Here is an 18,527-nt window from a genome sequence, read left to right as displayed (position 1 = left end):
TGCCAGAGCGTTAGCGGCGGTCCAGGTCGATCAGGCCGAGGCGGGCGGCCTTGAGCAGCCGACGCGGCACCTTGTGCTGCCGACCGGCAACGTTCACGCCGACGAGTTCGGTGCGCTTGGCCTTCCACTGCGCACGCCGGCTACGGGTGTTCGCGCGCGACATCCTGCGCTTGGGCACAGCCATGATCGGGTCTCCTCTTGAGGGCTTGAGTGCATGCGCCACGCGTCGGTGCAGCGTCGGCTGGAGTTCTTCCGCTCCTCGCGTGCGCGGCGCCCTTCAGGATAGCCAACGACCTGCGTAGCCTCCAAAACAGCGACTCGTTCGGCCAACCCGTGTGGCAGATGCCTTGACGCGATACCGCCGGTACCCGCTAACCTACCGGTTGGTTGAGGCCCGCAACGAAGGGAGCCTGCGTGACCTCCTCCCCTGTTCCTGATCCGGCTCTGCAGGCCGGGCCCGTGCGCATCGGCAACTGCTCGGGCTTCTACGGCGACCGGCTGGCGGCGATGCGGGAGATGCTGACCGGCGGCGACCTGGACTTCCTCACCGGCGACTACCTGGCCGAGCTGACCATGCTGATTCTGGCCCGCGACCGCGCCAAGGACCCGGCCCGCGGGTACGCCAAGACGTTCCTGACCCAGCTCGAGGAGTGCCTCGGGCTGGCGCTCGACCGCGGTGTGCGGATCGTGGCCAACGCCGGTGGGCTCAACCCCGCCGGGCTGGCCGAGGCGGTGCGCGCACTGGCCGACCGGCTGGGACTTTCGGTCAGCGTCGCGCACGTGGAGGGCGACGACCTGCTCGGGCGCGCCGACGAGTTCGGGTTCGGCTCGGCGCTGGCGGCCAACGCCTATCTCGGCGCGTGGGGCATCGTCGAGTGTCTCCAGGCGGGGGCCGACGTGGTGGTGACCGGCCGGGTGACCGACGCGTCGGTGATCGTCGGGCCGGCCGCCGCGCATCACGGCTGGCGTCGCACGGACTACGACCGGCTCGCCGGCGCTGTGGCGGCCGGCCATGTCATCGAGTGCGGCGCCCAGGCGACCGGCGGCAACTACGCCTTCTTCGCCCGCGATTTTCCCGACCTGACGACCCTTACCCATCCGGGCTTTCCGCTCGCCGAGATCCACTCGGACGGCACCTCGGTCATCACCAAGCACCCGGGCACCGGCGGCGCGGTCACCGTCGACACGGTCACCGCGCAACTGCTGTACGAGATCGGCGGCGCGCGGTATGCCAACCCGGACGCGACACTGCGGGTGGACAGCATCGAGTTGTCCGATGACGGCCGGGACCGGGTGCGGATCTCCGGGGTGCGCGGCGAGCCGCCGCCGCCGACGCTCAAGGTCTCGCTCAACAGCATCGGCGGTTTCCGCAACGAGATGACGCTGGTGCTCACCGGCCTGGACATCGAGGCGAAGGCCGACCTGGTGCGGCGTCAGCTGGAGAGCAGCCTGACGGTCAAGCCCGCCGAGATGGAGTGGACGCTGGCGCGCACCGACCACGCCGACGCCGACACCGAAGAGGCGGCGAGCGCACTGTTGCGGTGCGTGGTCCGCGACCCCGACCCGGCCAATGTCGGTCGCCAGTTCTCCTCGGCGGCAGTGGAATTGGCGTTGGCGAGTTACCCCGGTTTCCACGCCACCAGCCCGCCGGGACACGGACAGGTGTACGGCGTGTTCAGGCCCGCGTTCGTCGCGGCCACCGAGGTGCCGCACGTGGCTGTGCATGCCGACGGCCGCCGTGTCGAGATCCCGCCCGCCACCGAGACAATGGAGCTGGCGCCGGTGTCGCCGTCCGGGTCACCGGAGCCGCCTCCGGTCGGGGAGACGCGGCGGCTGCCGCTGGGCACCGTCGCGGGCGCCCGCAGCGGAGACAAGGGCGGCAGCGCCAACATCGGTGTCTGGGTAAGCACCGAAGAGCAGTGGCGGTGGCTGTCGCATGTATTGACCATCGACAAGCTGCGCGAGCTGCTGCCGGAGACCGCCGATCTGACCGTCACCCGCCATCTGTTGCCCAATCTGCGGGCAGTGAACTTCGTCATCGAGGGCATCCTCGGCGAAGGCGTCGCTTATCAGGCCCGCTTCGACCCTCAGGCCAAAGGGCTCGGAGAATGGCTGCGCAGCAGGACCGTCGACATCCCTGTCGAATTCTGTTCGGACATCCCTGAGGAGCTACTCCCGTGAGCATCTGGCACACCCCCGAACGTGAGCAATTGCGAAAGACGGTGCGCGCGTTCGCCGAACGCGAGATCCTTCCGCATGTGGACGAGTGGGAGCGGACCGGCGAGTTGCCCCGCGAACTGCACCGCAAGGCCGGCGAGGCCGGACTGCTCGGCGCCGGCTTCCCGGAGGCGGTCGGAGGTGGCGGCGGCGACGGCGCCGACGCGGTGGTCATCTGCGAGGAGATGCACTACACCGGATCGCCCGGCGGGGTCTTCGCGTCGCTGTTCACTTGCGGTATCGCGGTGCCGCACATGATCGCATCCGGTGACGAGCGGCTGATCGACACCTATGTCCGGCCGACTCTGCGCGGCGAGAAGATCGGCAGCCTCGCGATCACCGAACCGGGCGGCGGTTCCGACGTCGGACACCTGACCACACGAGCGGAGCGCGACGGTGATCACTACATCATCAACGGCGCCAAGACCTACATCACCTCCGGCGTGCGCGCCGACTACGTGGTGACTGCGGCGCGTACCGGCGGGCCCGGAGCCGCGGGCGTTTCGCTGATCGTGGTGGACAAGGGCACCCCCGGATTTGAGGTCACCCGCAAGCTCGACAAGATGGGCTGGCGGTCGTCGGACACCGCCGAACTGTCCTACACCGACGTCCGCGTCCCCGCCGCCAACCTCATCGGCGCGGAGAACACCGGCTTCGTCCAGATCGCCGGAGCCTTCGTCTCCGAGCGCGTCGGTCTTGCCGCGCAGGCATATTCGAGTGCGCAGCGCTGCCTCGACCTCACCGTCGAGTGGTGCCGCAACCGCGAGACCTTCGGCCGCCCGTTGATCTCGCGCCAGCAGGTGCAGAACACGCTGGCCGAAATGGCGCGCCGCGTCGACGTCGCGCGGGTCTACACCCGCAGCATCGTGGAGCGGCAGCTACGCGGCGAGACGAACCTGATCGCCGAAGTCTGTTTCGCCAAGAACACCGCGGTCGAGGCCGGCGAATGGGTGGCCAACCAGGCGGTGCAGTTGTTCGGCGGCATGGGATACATGTCAGAGTCCGAGGTCGAACGCCAGTACCGCGACATGCGCATCCTCGGAATCGGTGGCGGCACAACCGAGATCCTCACCTCGCTGGCCGCGAAGACGTTGGGATATCAATCGTGACGGCACTGCACTCCACGCTCGACGCCGCGTCACCCGCCTACGACGAGGCGGCGTCCGCGATGACCGTCAAGCTTGCCGAGCTCGAGGCCGAGCACGCCAAGGCGTTGGCCGGCGGTGGCTCGAAATACGTTCAGCGTCACCACGACCGCGGCAAACTCACCGCGCGCGAGCGCATCGAGCTGCTCCTCGATCCGGACTCGCCGTTCCTGGAGTTGAGCCCGCTCGCCGCATGGGGCAGCGACTTCACCGTCGGCGCCAGCGTGGTGGTCGGCATCGGGGCGGTCGAGGGGGTGGAGTGCCTGATCGTGGCCAACGACCCCACGGTCAAGGGCGGCACCAGCAACCCGTGGACGCTGAAGAAGATCCTGCGCGCCAACCAGATCGCGCTGCAGAACCGGCTGCCGGTGATCTCGTTGGTGGAGTCCGGCGGCGCCGACCTGCCGACTCAGAAGGAGATCTTCATCCCGGGCGGACAGATGTTCCGCGACCTCACCAGGCTGTCGGCGGCGGGCATTCCGACCATCGCGCTGGTGTTCGGCAACTCGACGGCCGGCGGCGCCTACATTCCCGGCATGTCCGACCACGTCGTGATGATCAAGGAGCGCTCGAAGGTGTTCCTGGCCGGCCCGCCGCTGGTGAAGATGGCCACCGGCGAGGACGCTGACGACGAGTCCCTCGGCGGGGCCGAAATGCACGCCCGCACTTCCGGTCTGGCCGACTACTTCGCAATCGACGAGCCCGACGCGGTCCGGATCGGACGCCGCATCGTGGCGCGGCTGAACTGGCAGAAGCAGGGACCCGCGCCGGCCCCGGTCGCCGAGCCGCTCTTCGACGCCGAAGAACTGCTGGGCATCGTGCCCGCCGATCTTCGCATCCCGTTCGACCCGCGCGACGTCATCGCCCGCGTGGTCGACGGCTCCGAATTCGACGAGTTCAAGCCGATGTACGGCTCGTCGCTGGTGACCGGCTGGGCCCGGCTGTACGGCTACCCGATCGGCATCCTGGCCAACGCGCGCGGGGTGCTGTTCAGCGAGGAGTCGCAGAAGGCCACCCAGTTCATCCAGCTGGCCAACCGCTCCGACACGCCACTGTTGTTCCTGCACAACACCACCGGCTACATGGTCGGCCGCAAGTACGAGGAAGGCGGCATGATCAAGCACGGCTCGATGATGATCAACGCCGTGTCGAACTCGACGGTTCCGCACATCTCGTTGCTGATCGGCGCGTCCTACGGCGCCGGCCACTACGGTATGTGCGGACGTGCCTACGACCCGCGGTTCCTGTTCGCGTGGCCCAGCGCCAAATCCGCGGTGATGGGCGGTGCGCAGTTGGCGGGCGTGTTGTCGATCGTCAGCCGCGCCGCCGCCGAAGCCCGCCGCCAGGTCTTCGACGAGGAAGGCGACGCGGCGCTGCGGGCCGCGGTGGAGGCGCAGATCGAGGCCGAGTCACTGCCGATGTTCCTGTCCGGCCGACTGTACGACGACGGGGTCATCGACCCGCGCGACACCCGCACGGTCCTCGGGATGTGTCTGTCCGCCATCGCCAATGGCCCGATCAAGGGGACGTCGAACTTCGGCGTCTTCCGGATGTGAGCGCCGAGATGTCAGTGATTTCGGTGTACTTGGTCGCGGTGAGCGCAACCAACTGCGCCGAAATCGCGAAGGAAGGGGCCCGATGATCACACGAGTTCTGGTGGCCAACCGCGGCGAGATCGCCCGGCGGGTGTTCGAGACGTGCCGGCGGCTCGGTATCGGCACCGTCGCGGTCTACACCGATCCCGACGCGAACTCGCCACACGTCGGTGAGGCCGACGCGCGGGTCCGCCTCGAGGGCCGCACCGGATACCTCGATGCCGGGCAGTTGATCGCGGCGGCGAAGGCGGCGGGTGCCGATGCGATCCATCCCGGGTACGGCTTCCTCTCGGAGAACGCGGAATTCGCCGCCGCGGTCCAGGACGCCGGGCTGACGTGGATCGGGCCGCCGGTGGCCGCGGTCGCCGCGATGGGGTCGAAGATCGAGGCCAAGAAGCTGATGGCAGCCGCCGGTGTTCCCGTGCTCGACGAGCTCGATCCCGACACCGTCACCGCCGATCAGCTACCCGTGCTGATCAAGGCGTCGGCCGGCGGTGGCGGCCGCGGCATGCGGGTGGTCCGCGAACTGGCCGAACTTGCGGGCCAAGTCGAGGCGGCTCGCCGCGAGGCGCAGTCGGCTTTCGGTGACCCGACGGTGTTCTGCGAGCGCTACCTGGCCACCGGCCATCACGTCGAGGTGCAGGTGCTCGCAGACGAACACGGCACCGTCTGGGCGGTCGGCGAACGCGAATGCTCGATTCAACGCCGCCATCAGAAGATCATCGAGGAGGCGCCCTCACCGCTCGTCGAGCGCACCTCCGGCATGCGCGCCAAGCTGTTCGACGCTGCGCGGTTGGCCGCCACCGCGATCGACTACACCGGCGCGGGCACCGTCGAGTTCATGGCCGACGAGAACGGCGAGTTCTTCTTCCTGGAGATGAACACCCGGCTTCAGGTCGAGCACCCGGTGACCGAGGAGACGACCGGGCTGGATCTCGTCGAACTGCAACTACTCGTCGCCGACGGTGATCGCCTCGACTCCGAACCGCCGCCGTCGCGCGGGTACTCGATCGAGGCCCGGCTCTACGCCGAGGATCCGGCCAAGGGGTGGCAGCCGCAAGCCGGCACCGTGCACCGGTTCGAGGTGCCGGCCAACGTGCGGGTCGACTCCGGCGTCGTCGCGGGCTCGGAGGTGTCGATCTTCTACGATCCGATGCTGGCCAAGGTCATCTCGTATGCGCCGAGCAGGCGCCAAGCCGCCGCCGTGCTCGCGGACGCGCTGACCCGCGCCCGTATCCACGGCGTACGCACCAACCGCGACCTGCTCGTCAACGTGCTGCGGCATCCGGCGTTCCTCGACGGTGCCACCGACACCGCGTTTTTCGACAGGCACGGCCTCGCCGAGCTCGCGGCGCCGCTGACCGACGACCACGCGGTGGCGTTGTCCGCGATCGCCGCCGCACTCGCCGACGCCGCCCACAACCGCGGTACCGCAGGAGTTTTCGCGGCCGCACCCAGCGGCTGGCGCAATCTGGCGGCGGCCCACCAGACGAAGCGGTACGCGGACGGGACGGGCACCGAGCACGAGGTGCGTTACCGGTTCGCCCGCGGCGGTCTCGACCTGCCCGGCCACGACGACGTCTCGCTGGTGTCTGCCAGTCCGACGCAGGTCGTGCTGCGGGTCGACGGCGTGGACCGGCCGTTCGACGTCGCCCGCTACGCCGACGCGGTGTTCGTCGACTCCCCCTCGGGTCCAGTGCAACTCACCGCGCTGCCACGCATCGGCGATCCCGACGCCGCGGTCGCCCTCGGCTCGCTGCTGGCGCCGATGCCCGGATCGGTGCTGCGGATCGGCGCGGCGGTCGGCGACGCGGTCGCCGCCGGCCAACCGCTGGTGTGGCTGGAGGCGATGAAGATGGAGCACACCGTGACCGCCCCAACCGACGGTGTGCTCACCGAACTGAACGTCGAACCGGGCCAACAAGTCGATGTCGGAGCTGTCCTGGCCCGAGTCGAGAACCCACAAGGAGACCAGCAATGAGCAGTTTCATCGAGACCGAAGAGCAGCAGGCGCTGCGCAAGGCGGTCGCCGCGATGGCCGCCAACTACGGCCAGGACTACTACCTGGAGAAAGCCCGCGCCGGCCAGCATACCGACGAGTTGTGGTCTGAGGCAGGCAAACTCGGCTTCATCGGAGTGAACCTGCCCGAGGAGTACGGCGGCGGCGGCGCCGGGATGTACGAGCTGTCGCTGGTGATGGAGGAAATGGCCGCGGCCGGCTCGGCGCTGCTGATGATGGTGGTGTCACCGGCGATCAACGGCACGATCATCTCGAAGTTCGGCACCGAGGAGCAGAAGAAGCGCTGGCTGCCCGGCATCGCCGACGGCTCGATCACGATGGCGTTCGCGATCACCGAACCCGACGCGGGCTCGAACAGCCACCGCATCACCACCACGGCGCGCCGCGACGGCAGCGACTGGATCATCAACGGCCAGAAGGTGTTCATCTCCGGCGTCGACCAGGCGCAGGCGGTGCTGGTCGTCGGCCGCACGGAGGACCACAAAACCGGCAACCTCAAGCCGGCGCTGTTCATCGTGCCGACCGACACAAAAGGGTTGAGCTGGACCAAGATCGACATGGAACTGGTCAGCCCGGAGAGTCAGTTCCAAGTGTTCCTCGACGAGGTGCGGCTGCCGTCGGACGCGCTGGTGGGTTCGGAGGACGCCGCGATCGCCCAGTTGTTCGCCGGGCTGAACCCGGAGCGGATCATGGGTGCCGCCAGCGCGGTCGGCATGGGCCGGTTCGCGATCAACAAGGCAGTCGACTACGTCAAGACCCGGCAGGTGTGGAAGACACCGATCGGCGCGCACCAGGGGCTGTCGCATCCGTTGGCGCAGAACCACATCGAGATCGAGCTGGCCAAGCTGATGATGCAAAAGGCGGCGTCGCTCTACGACGCCGGAGACGACGTGGGCGCCGCCGAGGCGGCGAACATGGCCAAGTACGCCGCCGGTGAAGCGTCGGTGCGCGCGGTCGACCAGGCCGTTCAGTCGATGGGTGGCAACGGGCTGACCAAGGAGTACGGAATCGCCGCCGCGGTCACCGTGTCGAAGCTCGCCCGCATTGCGCCGGTCAGCCGGGAGATGATCCTCAACTTCGTCGCGCAGACCTCGCTCGGACTGCCCCGGTCGTACTGATGAGCGCACTCGTCGGTTTCGCGGTCGACGGACCCGTCGCCCGGCTCACCCTGGACTCCCCGGACAACCGCAATGCGTTGTCGACCGCGCTGGTCGACCAATTGCACCAGGGCTTCACCGACGCCGTCGCCGACCCCGGCGTGCGAGCGGTGGTGCTCGGCCACACCGGCGGAACGTTCTGTGCGGGCGCCGATCTCGCCGAGGCTGCCGGACGGGATCCCAGCGCGCTCGCGGTCGACCGCGCCCATGAGATGACCCGGCTGCTCCGCCGCATCCTCGAGTTGCCGATCCCGGTGGTCGGCGCCATCGACGGGCACGTCCGCGCAGGCGGCCTCGGCCTGGTCGGCGCCTGCGACATCGTGGTGGCCGGCCGGCAGAGCACGTTCGCGTTGACCGAGGCCCGCATCGGCGTTGCGCCGTCGATCATCTCGCTCACCCTGCTGCCGAGGATGACCAGTCGCGCGGCGGGCCGCTACTTCGTCACCGGCGAGAAGTTCGGCGCCGCGGAGGCCGCCGAGATGGGCCTGATCACGATCGCCGCCGACGACGTCGAGACCAGCGTCGCCGAACTGACCACGGCGATCGGCAAGGCGTCGCCGCAGGGCCTGGCCGCGTCGAAAGCCTTGACCACAGCATCGATTCTGGCGGCTTTCGACCGCCGAGCCGAAGCGCTCACCACGCAGTCGGCCGAACTGTTCGTCTCCGAGGAGGCGCGCGAAGGCATGATGGCGTTCTTGGAGAAACGCCAGCCGAAGTGGATTCCGACCCCTCGCCCCTAGGACACGGCCGGCTGCTCGGAGGACTGCTGCGGCGGTGAGGGATTCGACCGCCCGCGGTTGCGCCATCTGGTCTTGAGCCGTGTCGGCAGTCGCTCGACGACCTCCCCCGGCACGAACGCCAGATACAGCACAAACATGGCGAGGCTGAAGAACCCGACATTCAGGTTGAACATGATCGTCAAGTGCATCAGCACGCCGGCCAGAAGCACCCAGCACCGCCATCGCCGACTCCAGACCAGTACCGCGAGCGCCAATTCGATCAGCAGGGTGCTCCACGTCAGAACGTTGACCAGAATCGCGTTGGCGGACAACCATTCTGGCGCGGACAGCAGCGCCCACCTGCCGTCGGTGTGCCACGCGTAGTAGACCGCCGAACCCTCCACCCAGGGTTTGCCGGCCAGCTTCGCCTGGACGGTCGCCAAATAGATGACCGACAACTGAACCTGCAGCAGCCGAACGGGCCACACCTGCCTGGCTTCTGCAGACCAGAAGGCTCCGGTACGGCGCCGCTGGTCCATCGACAACGCCACCCCGCACGACGAGAGCGCCAGGATCAGGGCGACGACGGTGAGAATGGCGTCACCGGCATTGAAATACGGGGCGCCGCGCCGCAGGAACGACTGAAGCAGGACGAACACCAGGATCGCCGCCACGCGGCTGTGCCAGCCCACCGTCATCGCGATGGCCGACAACAGCAGCAGCACCCACCCGATCACGAGCGCGGTGTCGCCGGGCCAGAGCTCGAACACACTCCACTGGAAGTCGACCCTCGGATGCTCGGGCAACACCCCCTGGTTCCCGAAAACCCCGAGCAGATCCGGCAGCAGCGCCACGGTCCACGCCATAATCACGACGCCGAACCCCATTCGGACCAAGCCCAGCGTGTACGCCGGCGCAGACGTGAAGAAAAAGGCGCACCAGCGGTCGACGCACGTGCTGACCCCCGCCCGGAGCCGATCGGAGACGGTCATCGGGACCCCGCCAAGTTCTCTTGGTACAGAAGCTTCGTCGCGGTCGGGCGCCGATTTCCCGAAGGCGGTTCGTCCGGTCCCCGCAACGTTTCGGTCCGAAGGACCATGGTGACGCCGACGGCATGTTCGTTGGGCTTGCTGACCTGCCGGACCACCCAGTGCGCGAGCTGCGGCCGGAACGCGGAGTCGAGCACGGCGGCATATCTGAGCAGTAACCAGCGATCCCACCAGCCGACGCCGCTCGCGCCGGGCTCAAACGTCCACACCCGGACCTCGCCGCTGGCGAACCGGACCTGAACCTCGACCGTGTCTTGGCGCCTGGTCGGGTTGGCGTACATCGCCCAACTCTGATCGAGACCCGTGGGCACCGCGACCGGTTCGACGACCGGTAGCAGGCTGCGCTTGATCGGCGAATCGGGCAGGTTGCACACGATGCCCACGAGGAGGAACAACGCAATGAAGACGCTCACCACCGCCTTGCCCACCGGCGAGTCCTCGAAGCGCTGCTGAATCAACGTCACCCACCCTTGCCTCGCGTCGCAAACACCCTAATTCACGTGAGGGTCGTCGCCATGGCGTCGCACCGCCGCTCGTCGACCAGGCGGTCTATTCTGAGGCCTTCAACCGCCGAGGAGGAGCTGATGTCGCGCACGGTCCTCGTCACCGGTGCAACGGGCACGTTGGGGCATCGCGTCGTTCCAGAAGCGGTCGGGGCCGGGCATCCCGTCCGAGCGTTGAGCCGCAAGAGCCACGTCGGATATACCGGCGTGAACTGGGCTCAAGCCGACCTGGTGAGCGGCGCCGGCCTCGACGCGGCGGTCGACGGGGTGGACGTCGTGGTCAACTGCGCGACGCAGCCAACCGGCGACAAGGACGTCGCCGCCATGCGCAACCTCGTCGAGGCGGGGCAGCGAGCGGGCGTCGCGCACATCGTGCACGTGTCGATCGTCGGCATCGACCTGATCCCGCTGCCGTACTACCGCGCGAAGCTGCGCGCCGAACAAGTCCTCGAGGCATCGGGCGTCGGCCATACGGTGCTGCGCGCCACGCAGTTCCACGATCTGATTGGCACCATGTTCGCGCTGCAGCGGTACTCCCCCGTGCTGTGGGCGCTGCGCGGCGTGCGATTCCAACCGATCTCCACTATTGACGTCGCGGCACGGCTGGTGGAGCTCGTCGACGCCGATCCGGCCGGGCGGGCGCAGGACATCGGCGGGCCGACGGTGCACACCCACACCGAGTTGGCGCGCATGTATCTGACGGCGCATCGAAGCCGTCGGCGAGCCGTTGCGGCGCCCTTGCCGGGACACATCGGGGCGGCGCTGCGGTCGGGTGCCAACCTGGTGCCGCAGAACCCTGTCGGCACCGTCGGCTTTGCTGAGTTCCTGACGTCCGGGCGATAAGTTTGGTCATCTACCTTCTTCGCCGTGGCCCGTCAGGGCACAGTTTGGACAATGGTCTTGCGTGTGCCACGGTTCGTCGTAGGCTCGTATCCGATGAGCACTCCAGCGTCGCGGAACGGTTCGATGCGAGCTGCTGACACCGACCGCATTCAGGTGGCGCAGCTGCTCACTGACGCCGCCGCGCAGGGCCGCCTTCAACTCAACGAGTATGAGGACCGTCTGACCAGGGCGTATGCCGCGCAAACCTATGACGAGCTCGACCGTCTGTCGGCGGATCTGCCCGGCGCGGTCACCCGGGGACGCAGCGGTGGCCCGTGTCGGCCCGCGCCGTCGACGATGCTGCTGGCGATCATGAGCGGATTCGAACGCCGCGGCCGCTGGAACGTGCCGAGGCGGATGACCACGTTCGCTCTGTTCGGCGGCGGGGTCATCGATTTGCGGTACGCCGACTTCACCTCGCCGGAGGTCGAGATCCACTCGTACTCGATCTTCGGAGGCCAGACGATCCTGGTGCCGCCCGAGGTCAACGTCGACCTGCGTGGTGTCGGGGTGATGGGCACCTTCGACCAGTCCGTGGAGGGCGACGGCTCACCGGGGGCGCCGTGCGTGTGTATCCGCGGCTTCTCGCTGTGGGGCCGCGTTGCCATCAAGCGCAAGAAGCGCAAGGCCGCTTAGCGCGAGTGACCCGTAGTAAGCAGGAAGCTCCTACGGTCGAGATTGCAGTCAGGGTCGTAGGGCGGCGCACGACCCTGACTGCAATCTCGCGTATGGGACGCAAGAGTCAACCCGCACTGGGCCCGCTTGACCGTCGCTAGCGCCTCCGCCGCGACCGCAGGTAGTCGCCGACTACGGCCGCACCGAGACCGTCGAGATCGGGCACGACGACCCGGCCCTCGACGCGACGCGCGACCTGGTCGATGAACCGCGCCAAGCCGGGATCGTCGCCCAGGCGGAAGATCGTCACCTGCGCCCCGAGCGCGGCGACCTCGTCGAAGCCCTTGACGGTGTGCGCGATCGTCCGCGGATGCGGCGGGTAATCGAAGAACACTGCCGGCGGCTGAGCCGCCGAATCCGATCCGGCCCCGCGCCCGAATCCCTCCAGGTGTGCGGTCGGCTCACCATCGGTGACGACCAGCACCACCGGCTGTGCGTTGGGATGGCGGCGCAGGTGCCGCCCGGCGAGCGCCAGCGCGTGGTGCAGGTTGGTGCCCTGCTCGTACACCCCTTCCAGCCCGGTGAGTTCGGCCGCGGTCACGGTGCGCGCGTAGCGGCCGAAGGCTATGATCTGCAGGGCGTCCGACCGGAACCGGGTGCTGACGAGGTGGTGGAGCGCCAGCGCGGTCCGTTTCATCGGCAGCCACCGGTTCTCCATCACCATCGAGAACGAGGTGTCGACCAACAACGCCACCGCGGCCTGTGTGCGCGTCTCGGTCTCGGAGATCTCGACGTCTTCGACCGTGATGCGAATCGGGCGTTCGGCCACCCCGGTCCCCGCCTGGCGCAGCACCGCGTTGGTGAGGGTCCGGGTGACGTTCCACGGTTCGGTGTCGCCGAACGCCCACGGCCGGGTCGCCCCGGTCAGTTCGCCCGCCGCGCCGGCACGACGGGTGTCCCGCTCGCCGTGTCGACCTGAAAGCCGTTGTGCCACATCGCGTAGCGCCGTCTGACCAAGCTGACGCATCGCCTTGGGAGAGAGCCGCCACTGGCCGTCGGAACCCCGATTCAAGAACCCCTGATCCATCAGCGCCCGTTCGAGTTCGGTCAGCGTGCGTGCGTCGACGGCGGCGTCCTCACCCAGCTGGCGGGCCAGCATGTCGAGGTCGACGTCCTCCATCGTCGCGCCGGCATAGCTCTGCGACAACGCCTCGGCGAGCTGCTCGAGTTCGGCGATGTCCTGCATCGCCTGGGCACCCTCTCCCATGCCCAGCGGATTGTCGCCGGAGAACTCCGACGAGCCGGTCCAGTCCTCCCCCGGCCGCGCCGCCTGCAGATGGGCGTCCAACCGGTTCAGCGCGTTCATCAACGACGGCGAGCCGAACGCCTGTTGGGCCAGCGCATCCAATTCGGCCCGTTGCTCGGCGCTCAAGCTGTTGCGGAACCGCTGCGCGGCCGCTGCGCGCTGGGCCAGCGAGTCGAGCAATTCGTCGACGTTGCGCGGGTTCTCCGGGAAGAACTCGCCGTGCTTGTTCATGAAGTCTTGGAAATCCTGTTGGGTGTCTTCACCTTTTGCGTGCTTGTCCAACAGGTCGTTGAGGTCGTCGAGCATCTCGTTGACGCGCTGGCGGTCCTCGTCGGTGGCGTTTTCCAGCGCCTGCTTCATGCCCGCGAACCGCTGGTCGAGCATCTCGCGGCCGAGCAGATCCTTGATCTGCTCGTACTTCTCGCGGGCCTCCTGCGAGCGCCAGTCGTAGTCGGACAGCTCCTGCACGGCCTTCGCCGGTGAGGGCGGCAACGACTCGATGCGCATCTCGTTGAACCTGGCATCGTCGTCGAGCGCCCGGGCCAGCTCCTTGCGTTCGGCCAGCACCGCCTCGTCGAGAAGTTTCTTGATCTCGGCCAGCGTGCCGTCGAGATTGTTGCGGGACAACAGCTCTCGACGACGACGGTTGGCCTCGGCGGCGAGTTTGTCGGCGCCCCGCATGTTCTTGGTGCCGCGGCGCATCAGTTCCGACAGCGCGCGCCGCGGCGAGCTGCCCTCCATCACGTCCTGGCCGATCTGCTCGAGCGCCTCGCGCAGGTCGATCGGCGGCGCCAACGGGTCGGGTCCGCCGGTGTATCGCGAATACCGCGAAGTCCGCTTACTCATCGTCACGCGCCTCAACGCGCCTCGATTGTGAATCTGACGACGTTTTTCGGCGATTTCCGTCGTCAGATTCACACTGGCCGCCACGCGGCGTGCTCTTAGCCATAGACCGTTTCGCCTTCTCCGGACACCTTGTCGATCCGCTTGGCCAGATACAGCGCCTCGAGCGCCAGTTCGACGGCCGCGGCCCGCTGACCGTCCGTCACCGCTCCGAGCCGCTTCTGTATCTCGGCGATCGCCGGCACCTCGGGCACCGCGGCCAGCACGTCGCGAGCCGACACCCGCTCGCCGGTGGTGACCGCCGACCCGTTCTCGATCGCCACCACCAGCGGTCCGACGTCGATGCCGCCGAGCAGCCGCTGCGCGGTGTCGGCGGTGGCGCGGCGCAGCAGGTGTTCGAGCACCGCCTGCTCGCGACCCTCCTCGCCGGACTCGAACTCGAGCTTGCCGCGCAGCACGTCGACCACCGAGGACAAGTCGACCACCCGGGCGACCGGCTCCTGCTCGCCGAGTACGGCCGACCGGTGGCGCGCGGCCGCGGCAGCGGTCTCGGCGGCGGCGATCGCGAAGCGCGCCGACACGCCCGAGCGCTGGTCGATCGACCGCGACTCGCGTAGATAGCGGGCGAACCTGGCGAGCACATGCACCAGGTACTCGGGCACCTCGGCGGCCAGGTGCGCCTCCTGGGTGATGACGCCGACTTCCGCGTCGAGTTCACGCGGGTAGTGGGTCCGGATCTCCGCGCCGAACCGGTCCTTGAGCGGCGTGATGATCCGGCCGCGGTTCGTGTAGTCCTCCGGGTTGGCGCTGGCGACAACGAGCACGTCAAGCGGCAGCCGCAGCGTGTAGCCGCGGACCTGGATGTCGCGCTCCTCCATCACGTTGAGCATCGACACCTGGATGCGCTCGGCGAGGTCGGGCAGCTCGTTGATCGCGACGATGCCCCGGTGCGCGCGCGGAATGAGGCCGTAGGCGATGGTTTCCGGGTCGCCGAGGCTGCGGCCCTCGGCCACCTTGATCGGGTCGATGTCGCCGACCAGGTCGGCCACGCTGGTGTCCGGGGTGGCCAGCTTCTCGGTGTAGCGCTCGCTGCGGTGCCGCCAGGCGATGGGCAGGTCGTCACCGCTGTCGGCGGCCCGCCGGATCGACTCGGGGGTGATCGGGCGGTACGGATGCTCACCCAGCTCCGAGCCGGCGATCACCGGGGTCCACTCGTCGAGCAGACCGGCCAGGGCGCGCAGCAGCCGCGTCTTGCCCTGACCGCGTTCTCCGAGCAGCACGACGTCGTGGCCGGCGATCAGCGCTCGCTCCAGTTGCGGAATGACGGTGTCTTCGAAACCGAAGATGCCCGGCCACGGATTGCGGCCCTCCGCCAGCGCGGCCAGCAGGTTCTCCCGGATTTCGGCTTTGACGCCGCGCTCGCGGTGGCCGGAGGTCCTCAGCTCGCCGACGGTGCGAGGCAGGTCTTGGGGTGCAGTCACGATCTCCACGCTACGACGTGCTCGGCGACAGTGCGGGTTCCCCACGCTTCGCGGGGGTCCAGCACCCGATGCGCCTGCTCAGTTCGGCGACGGCGGCAGCAGTTGGAAACCCGTCAACATCATCTCGGTGTCACGCTGATACGTCGGGTCGTCGGGGTCCATGGTCTGGGCGGTCACGCTGACGGCGTATGTCGCATTGTTGGTGTGCATCACGACGCCGAGCGCGATGGCCGGATGCCGCGCGACGTTGCCCAACACCGGCATCTGATAGCGGAACGTCCGGGCAGGCAGCGCGCACAGCGTGCCCTCGGTGATGCGGACGTCGGTTGCGCCCAACCCGGACTCCAACGCGTCGAGCATGTTGTCGAACACCAAGCCCGCGTCTTGAGTGCCCGCGGCGCTCTCGAACGTGACCACGACATTCGCCGCGAAACCGTCCGTGGTGAGACGGTCGTTGCGCAAAGCGAATCTGATCAGCTCCGAATCCAGCATCGTCGAGCGAATCCAATTCGGCGGCTGAGGGATCTTCATCACCGGCTCGTTGTCGCCCCGGGCCGGAATCGTCGTCAGCGGAGCGTCGGTCGTCTCGCACTGTGACGCGTCGGCCCCCTCCGCCGTCGCTGCGGCCGACAGGTCGGCGCCGGGCACCGCCCGTGGGTCGTCGACGTAGCGGGTGCAGGAAGCCAGGACCACTGTCGCCGCCAGCAGTAGGACGGTGGCAGTCCTCGACGCCGCGACCATGCTTGCAACCTAACCAGTCGCCGGGCATTCGCGCAGGGCGTGGCGGACGTCAGTGCGCGAAGTGTCGCGCCCCGGTCAGGTACAGCGTGATGGAAGCTGCTTCGGCGGCTGCAGTCACCTCGTCGTCGCGCACCGAACCGCCCGGATGCACGATCGCCTTGACGCCCGCGTCGGTCAGCACCTCGAGCCCGTCGGGAAACGGGAAGAACGCGTCCGACGCCGCGACCGCGCCGCGCACCCGATCGCCCGCGCGTTGCACCGCCAGGCGCGCCGCGTCGACGCGGTTGACCTGACCCATGCCGACCCCGACCGTAGCGCCGCCGGCGGCCACGACGATCGCGTTGGACTTCACCGCCCGGCAGGTCTTCCAGGCGAACTTCAGATCCGCGAGCGTCGCGGGGTCGGCGGGTGAGCCGGTCGCCAGCGTCCAGTTGACCGGATCATCGCCGGCAGCCGTGAACTCGTCGCGCTGCTGCAGCAACAGCCCGCCACTGATCTGGCGGAATTCGCTGCCACCGGGCTGCGGCTCGGAGGCCACCAGCACGCGGATGTTCTTCTTGCGCGCAAGCACTTCCACCGCGCCCGCCTCGTAGGCCGGCGCGATGATCACCTCGGTGAAGATGTCGGCGACGGTTTCGGCCATCTCGACGGTGACCTCGGTGTTGGCCGCGATCACGCCGCCGAACGCGGACAGCGGGTCGCACTCGTGGGCCTTGCGGTGCGCGTCGGCCACCGACGTCGACGAGACCGCGATGCCGCAGGGATTGGCGTGTTTGATGATCGCCACGCAGATTTCGCTGTGGTCGAACGCCGCCCGCCACGCCGCGTCGGCGTCGGTGTAGTTGTTGTACGACATCTCCTTGCCGTGCAGCTGTTCGGCCTGCGCGAGCCCGGGCCACGCGGCATCGTTGCGGTACAGCGCGGCTCGCTGGTGCGGGTTCTCGCCGTAGCGCAGCACCGAATCCCGCCGCCAGGTGGCGCCGAGCCACTCGGGCAGCGGCGCGGCGGCATCCGGCTCCGGCGCCAGCACCGAACCCATCCACGACGCGACTGCGACGTCGTACTCGGCGGTGTGCCGGAAGGCCAACGACGCCAACCTCTTCCGCTCAGTCAACGTGAAGCCACCGGCTCGCACCGCAGCCAGCACGCCGTCGTAGCCGCGCGGGTCGACCACCACCGCGACGCTGGGATGGTTCTTGGCGGCGGCGCGCACCATCGACGGTCCGCCGATGTCGATCTGTTCGACGCACTCGTCCTCGCTGGCACCGGACTCGACGGTCTCGGTGAACGGGTACAGGTTGACCACGACGAGTTCGAACGCCTCGACGCCGAGGTCGGCGAGCGCCGAAACATGTTCGGGCTTACGCTGATCGGCCAGCAGGCCCGCGTGCACTCGCGGATGCAGGGTCTTGACCCGCCCGTCGAGCACCTCCGGGAAGCCGGTGACGTCTTCCACCGGCGTCACCGGAACACCTGCTGCGGCAATGGTTTTGGCCGTCGAGCCGGTCGAGACGATCGCGACGCCCGCCTCGTGCAGGCCGCGGGCCAGTTCGGCCAGGCCCGTCTTGTCGTAGACGCTGACCAACGCCCGCCGAATCGGCCGCTTACCTTCGGTCATCCGATGATCGCCTTTCGTCCTGTCCAGGTCACGCCGCGGACGGCCACGGCGGCCAATACTTCCACCAGCAGCCGTCGTTCGACGACCTTGATCCGCTCGTGCAGGGTGGCTTCGTCGTCGTCGTCGAACACCGGCACCGCCTCCTGGGCCAGCAGCGGACCGGTGTCGGTTCCGGCGTCGACGAGATGCACGCTGCACCCCGTCACCTTCACGCCGTACGCCAGCGCGTCGTGCACCGCGTGGGCACCCGGAAACGCGGGCAGCAGCGCCGGATGGGTGTTGATGATCCGACCCAGGAACCGCGAAAGAAAAAGGGGGCCAAGGATCTTCATGAAACCCGCGGACACGATCAGGTCCGGCGAGTGTGCGGCGGTGGCTTCGGTGACGGCCGCGTCCCACGCGGCCCGGTCCGGGTGGTCGCGCAGCCGCACGGTGTACGACGGCACCGACGCGGCCGCGGCGATGTCGACGGCCGGGCAGTCCCGGTCGGCCCCGACCGCGACGATCGACGCGGGATAGTCACCACCGGTGGCGTCGAGCAGCGATCGCAGCAGTGAACCGGTGCCGGACGCCAACACCACCACCCGTGCAGGCACCTTCGGGGGCACACGGAGGGGTTGCTGCACGCCTGGCAGC

Annotated in this window: 16 protein-coding genes; 8 read left to right on the top strand and 8 right to left on the bottom strand. The window is 68.5% G+C overall.

Annotated features, from left to right (window positions below; translation table 11 throughout):
* Nucleotides 1–10 precede the first annotated feature (10 nt).
* Entirely contained in the window at nucleotides 11–184 is a 174-nt protein-coding gene (rpmF, locus tag AU188_RS24070; protein ID WP_059165987.1) for a 50S ribosomal protein L32, read from the bottom strand.
* Between the two features lie 275 nt (nucleotides 185–459).
* Between rpmF and AU188_RS24065 the strand changes: the two genes are divergently transcribed.
* The 6 genes from AU188_RS24065 (at nucleotide 460) to AU188_RS24040 (ending at nucleotide 8,874) form a co-directional block, all read left to right on the top strand.
* Nucleotides 460–2,181 carry an acyclic terpene utilization AtuA family protein gene (locus AU188_RS24065; RefSeq protein ID WP_172799594.1) on the top strand — a complete coding sequence of 574 codons (1,722 nt, stop codon included), beginning with the start codon at nucleotides 460–462 and terminating at the stop codon, nucleotides 2,179–2,181.
* Nucleotides 2,178–3,326: an acyl-CoA dehydrogenase family protein gene (locus AU188_RS24060; RefSeq protein WP_059165986.1), complete on the top strand. Its 1,149-nt coding sequence runs from the start codon at nucleotides 2,178–2,180 to the stop codon at nucleotides 3,324–3,326. Before AU188_RS24065 ends, AU188_RS24060 begins: the two co-directional genes overlap by 4 nt.
* Nucleotides 3,323–4,918 (top strand): acyl-CoA carboxylase subunit beta, encoded by a 1,596-nt coding sequence (locus tag AU188_RS24055; RefSeq protein ID WP_059165985.1) that lies wholly within the window; start codon nucleotides 3,323–3,325, stop codon nucleotides 4,916–4,918. The genes AU188_RS24060 and AU188_RS24055 overlap by 4 nt, the downstream gene beginning before the upstream one ends.
* A gap of 82 nt (nucleotides 4,919–5,000) precedes the next feature.
* The gene (locus AU188_RS24050; protein WP_059165984.1) at nucleotides 5,001–6,938 is read left to right on the top strand and encodes an ATP-binding protein; all 1,938 of its coding nucleotides are present in this window, start codon (nucleotides 5,001–5,003) and stop codon (nucleotides 6,936–6,938) included.
* Nucleotides 6,935–8,095 carry an acyl-CoA dehydrogenase family protein gene (locus AU188_RS24045; protein WP_059165983.1) on the top strand — a complete coding sequence of 387 codons (1,161 nt, stop codon included), beginning with the start codon at nucleotides 6,935–6,937 and terminating at the stop codon, nucleotides 8,093–8,095. Before AU188_RS24050 ends, AU188_RS24045 begins: the two co-directional genes overlap by 4 nt.
* On the top strand, nucleotides 8,095–8,874 hold the full coding sequence (locus AU188_RS24040; RefSeq protein WP_059165982.1) for an enoyl-CoA hydratase family protein: 780 nt from the start codon (nucleotides 8,095–8,097) through the stop codon (nucleotides 8,872–8,874). Before AU188_RS24045 ends, AU188_RS24040 begins: the two co-directional genes overlap by 1 nt.
* Here the strand turns inward: AU188_RS24040 and AU188_RS24035 are convergent.
* Nucleotides 8,871–9,845 (bottom strand): HTTM domain-containing protein, encoded by a 975-nt coding sequence (locus AU188_RS24035; RefSeq protein ID WP_059165981.1) that lies wholly within the window; start codon nucleotides 9,843–9,845, stop codon nucleotides 8,871–8,873. The genes AU188_RS24040 and AU188_RS24035 overlap by 4 nt on opposite strands.
* On the bottom strand, nucleotides 9,842–10,366 hold the full coding sequence (locus AU188_RS24030) for a hypothetical protein (protein WP_059165980.1): 525 nt from the start codon (nucleotides 10,364–10,366) through the stop codon (nucleotides 9,842–9,844). The genes AU188_RS24035 and AU188_RS24030 overlap by 4 nt, the downstream gene beginning before the upstream one ends.
* A 120-nt stretch (nucleotides 10,367–10,486) precedes the next feature.
* On the opposite strand from AU188_RS24030, the gene AU188_RS24025 reads away from it, so the two are divergent.
* A complete protein-coding gene (locus AU188_RS24025; RefSeq protein ID WP_059165979.1) occupies nucleotides 10,487–11,248 on the top strand; it encodes an SDR family oxidoreductase in 762 nt (253 codons plus the stop codon).
* 93 nt (nucleotides 11,249–11,341) lie between these two features.
* The gene (locus AU188_RS24020; RefSeq protein ID WP_059166107.1) at nucleotides 11,342–11,923 is read left to right on the top strand and encodes a DUF1707 SHOCT-like domain-containing protein; all 582 of its coding nucleotides are present in this window, start codon (nucleotides 11,342–11,344) and stop codon (nucleotides 11,921–11,923) included.
* A 136-nt stretch (nucleotides 11,924–12,059) separates the two neighbouring features.
* On the opposite strand, the gene AU188_RS24015 is transcribed toward AU188_RS24020, so the two are convergent.
* From AU188_RS24015 to purN, 5 genes are all read right to left on the bottom strand, one after another.
* Entirely contained in the window at nucleotides 12,060–14,054 is a 1,995-nt protein-coding gene (locus AU188_RS24015; RefSeq protein WP_059166106.1) for a VWA domain-containing protein, read from the bottom strand.
* A gap of 95 nt (nucleotides 14,055–14,149) precedes the next feature.
* The gene (locus AU188_RS24010) at nucleotides 14,150–15,532 is read right to left on the bottom strand and encodes a sigma 54-interacting transcriptional regulator (RefSeq protein ID WP_059166105.1); all 1,383 of its coding nucleotides are present in this window, start codon (nucleotides 15,530–15,532) and stop codon (nucleotides 14,150–14,152) included.
* A 78-nt stretch (nucleotides 15,533–15,610) separates the two neighbouring features.
* Nucleotides 15,611–16,273: a hypothetical protein gene (locus tag AU188_RS24005; protein ID WP_059165978.1), complete on the bottom strand. Its 663-nt coding sequence runs from the start codon at nucleotides 16,271–16,273 to the stop codon at nucleotides 15,611–15,613.
* 49 nt (nucleotides 16,274–16,322) lie between these two features.
* Nucleotides 16,323–17,891: a bifunctional phosphoribosylaminoimidazolecarboxamide formyltransferase/IMP cyclohydrolase gene (gene purH, locus AU188_RS24000; protein WP_059165977.1), complete on the bottom strand. Its 1,569-nt coding sequence runs from the start codon at nucleotides 17,889–17,891 to the stop codon at nucleotides 16,323–16,325.
* Nucleotides 17,888–18,517 (bottom strand): phosphoribosylglycinamide formyltransferase, encoded by a 630-nt coding sequence (gene purN, locus AU188_RS23995; RefSeq protein ID WP_059165976.1) that lies wholly within the window; start codon nucleotides 18,515–18,517, stop codon nucleotides 17,888–17,890. Before purN ends, purH begins: the two co-directional genes overlap by 4 nt.
* Nucleotides 18,518–18,527: the final 10 nt, after the last annotated feature.

Source organism: Mycobacterium sp. IS-3022 (genome assembly GCF_001500065.1).
Taxonomy (GTDB): Bacteria; Actinomycetota; Actinomycetes; order Mycobacteriales; family Mycobacteriaceae; genus Mycobacterium.
Note: the sequence above shows the minus strand (reverse complement) of the source record. Positions and strands in the feature narration are given on the sequence as shown.

Coding starts and splice junctions, on each gene's coding strand:
- rpmF (WP_059165987.1), bottom strand. CDS start 184: ATGGCTGTGCCCAAGCGCAGGATGTCGCGCGCGAACACCCGTAGCCGG.
- AU188_RS24050 (WP_059165984.1), top strand. CDS start 5,001: ATGATCACACGAGTTCTGGTGGCCAACCGCGGCGAGATCGCCCGGCGG.
- AU188_RS24045 (WP_059165983.1), top strand. CDS start 6,935: ATGAGCAGTTTCATCGAGACCGAAGAGCAGCAGGCGCTGCGCAAGGCG.
- AU188_RS24040 (WP_059165982.1), top strand. CDS start 8,095: ATGAGCGCACTCGTCGGTTTCGCGGTCGACGGACCCGTCGCCCGGCTC.
- AU188_RS24035 (WP_059165981.1), bottom strand. CDS start 9,845: ATGACCGTCTCCGATCGGCTCCGGGCGGGGGTCAGCACGTGCGTCGAC.
- AU188_RS24025 (WP_059165979.1), top strand. CDS start 10,487: ATGTCGCGCACGGTCCTCGTCACCGGTGCAACGGGCACGTTGGGGCAT.
- AU188_RS24020 (WP_059166107.1), top strand. CDS start 11,342: ATGAGCACTCCAGCGTCGCGGAACGGTTCGATGCGAGCTGCTGACACC.
- AU188_RS24015 (WP_059166106.1), bottom strand. CDS start 14,054: ATGAGTAAGCGGACTTCGCGGTATTCGCGATACACCGGCGGACCCGAC.
- AU188_RS24005 (WP_059165978.1), bottom strand. CDS start 16,273: ATGGTCGCGGCGTCGAGGACTGCCACCGTCCTACTGCTGGCGGCGACA.
- purH (WP_059165977.1), bottom strand. CDS start 17,891: ATGACCGAAGGTAAGCGGCCGATTCGGCGGGCGTTGGTCAGCGTCTAC.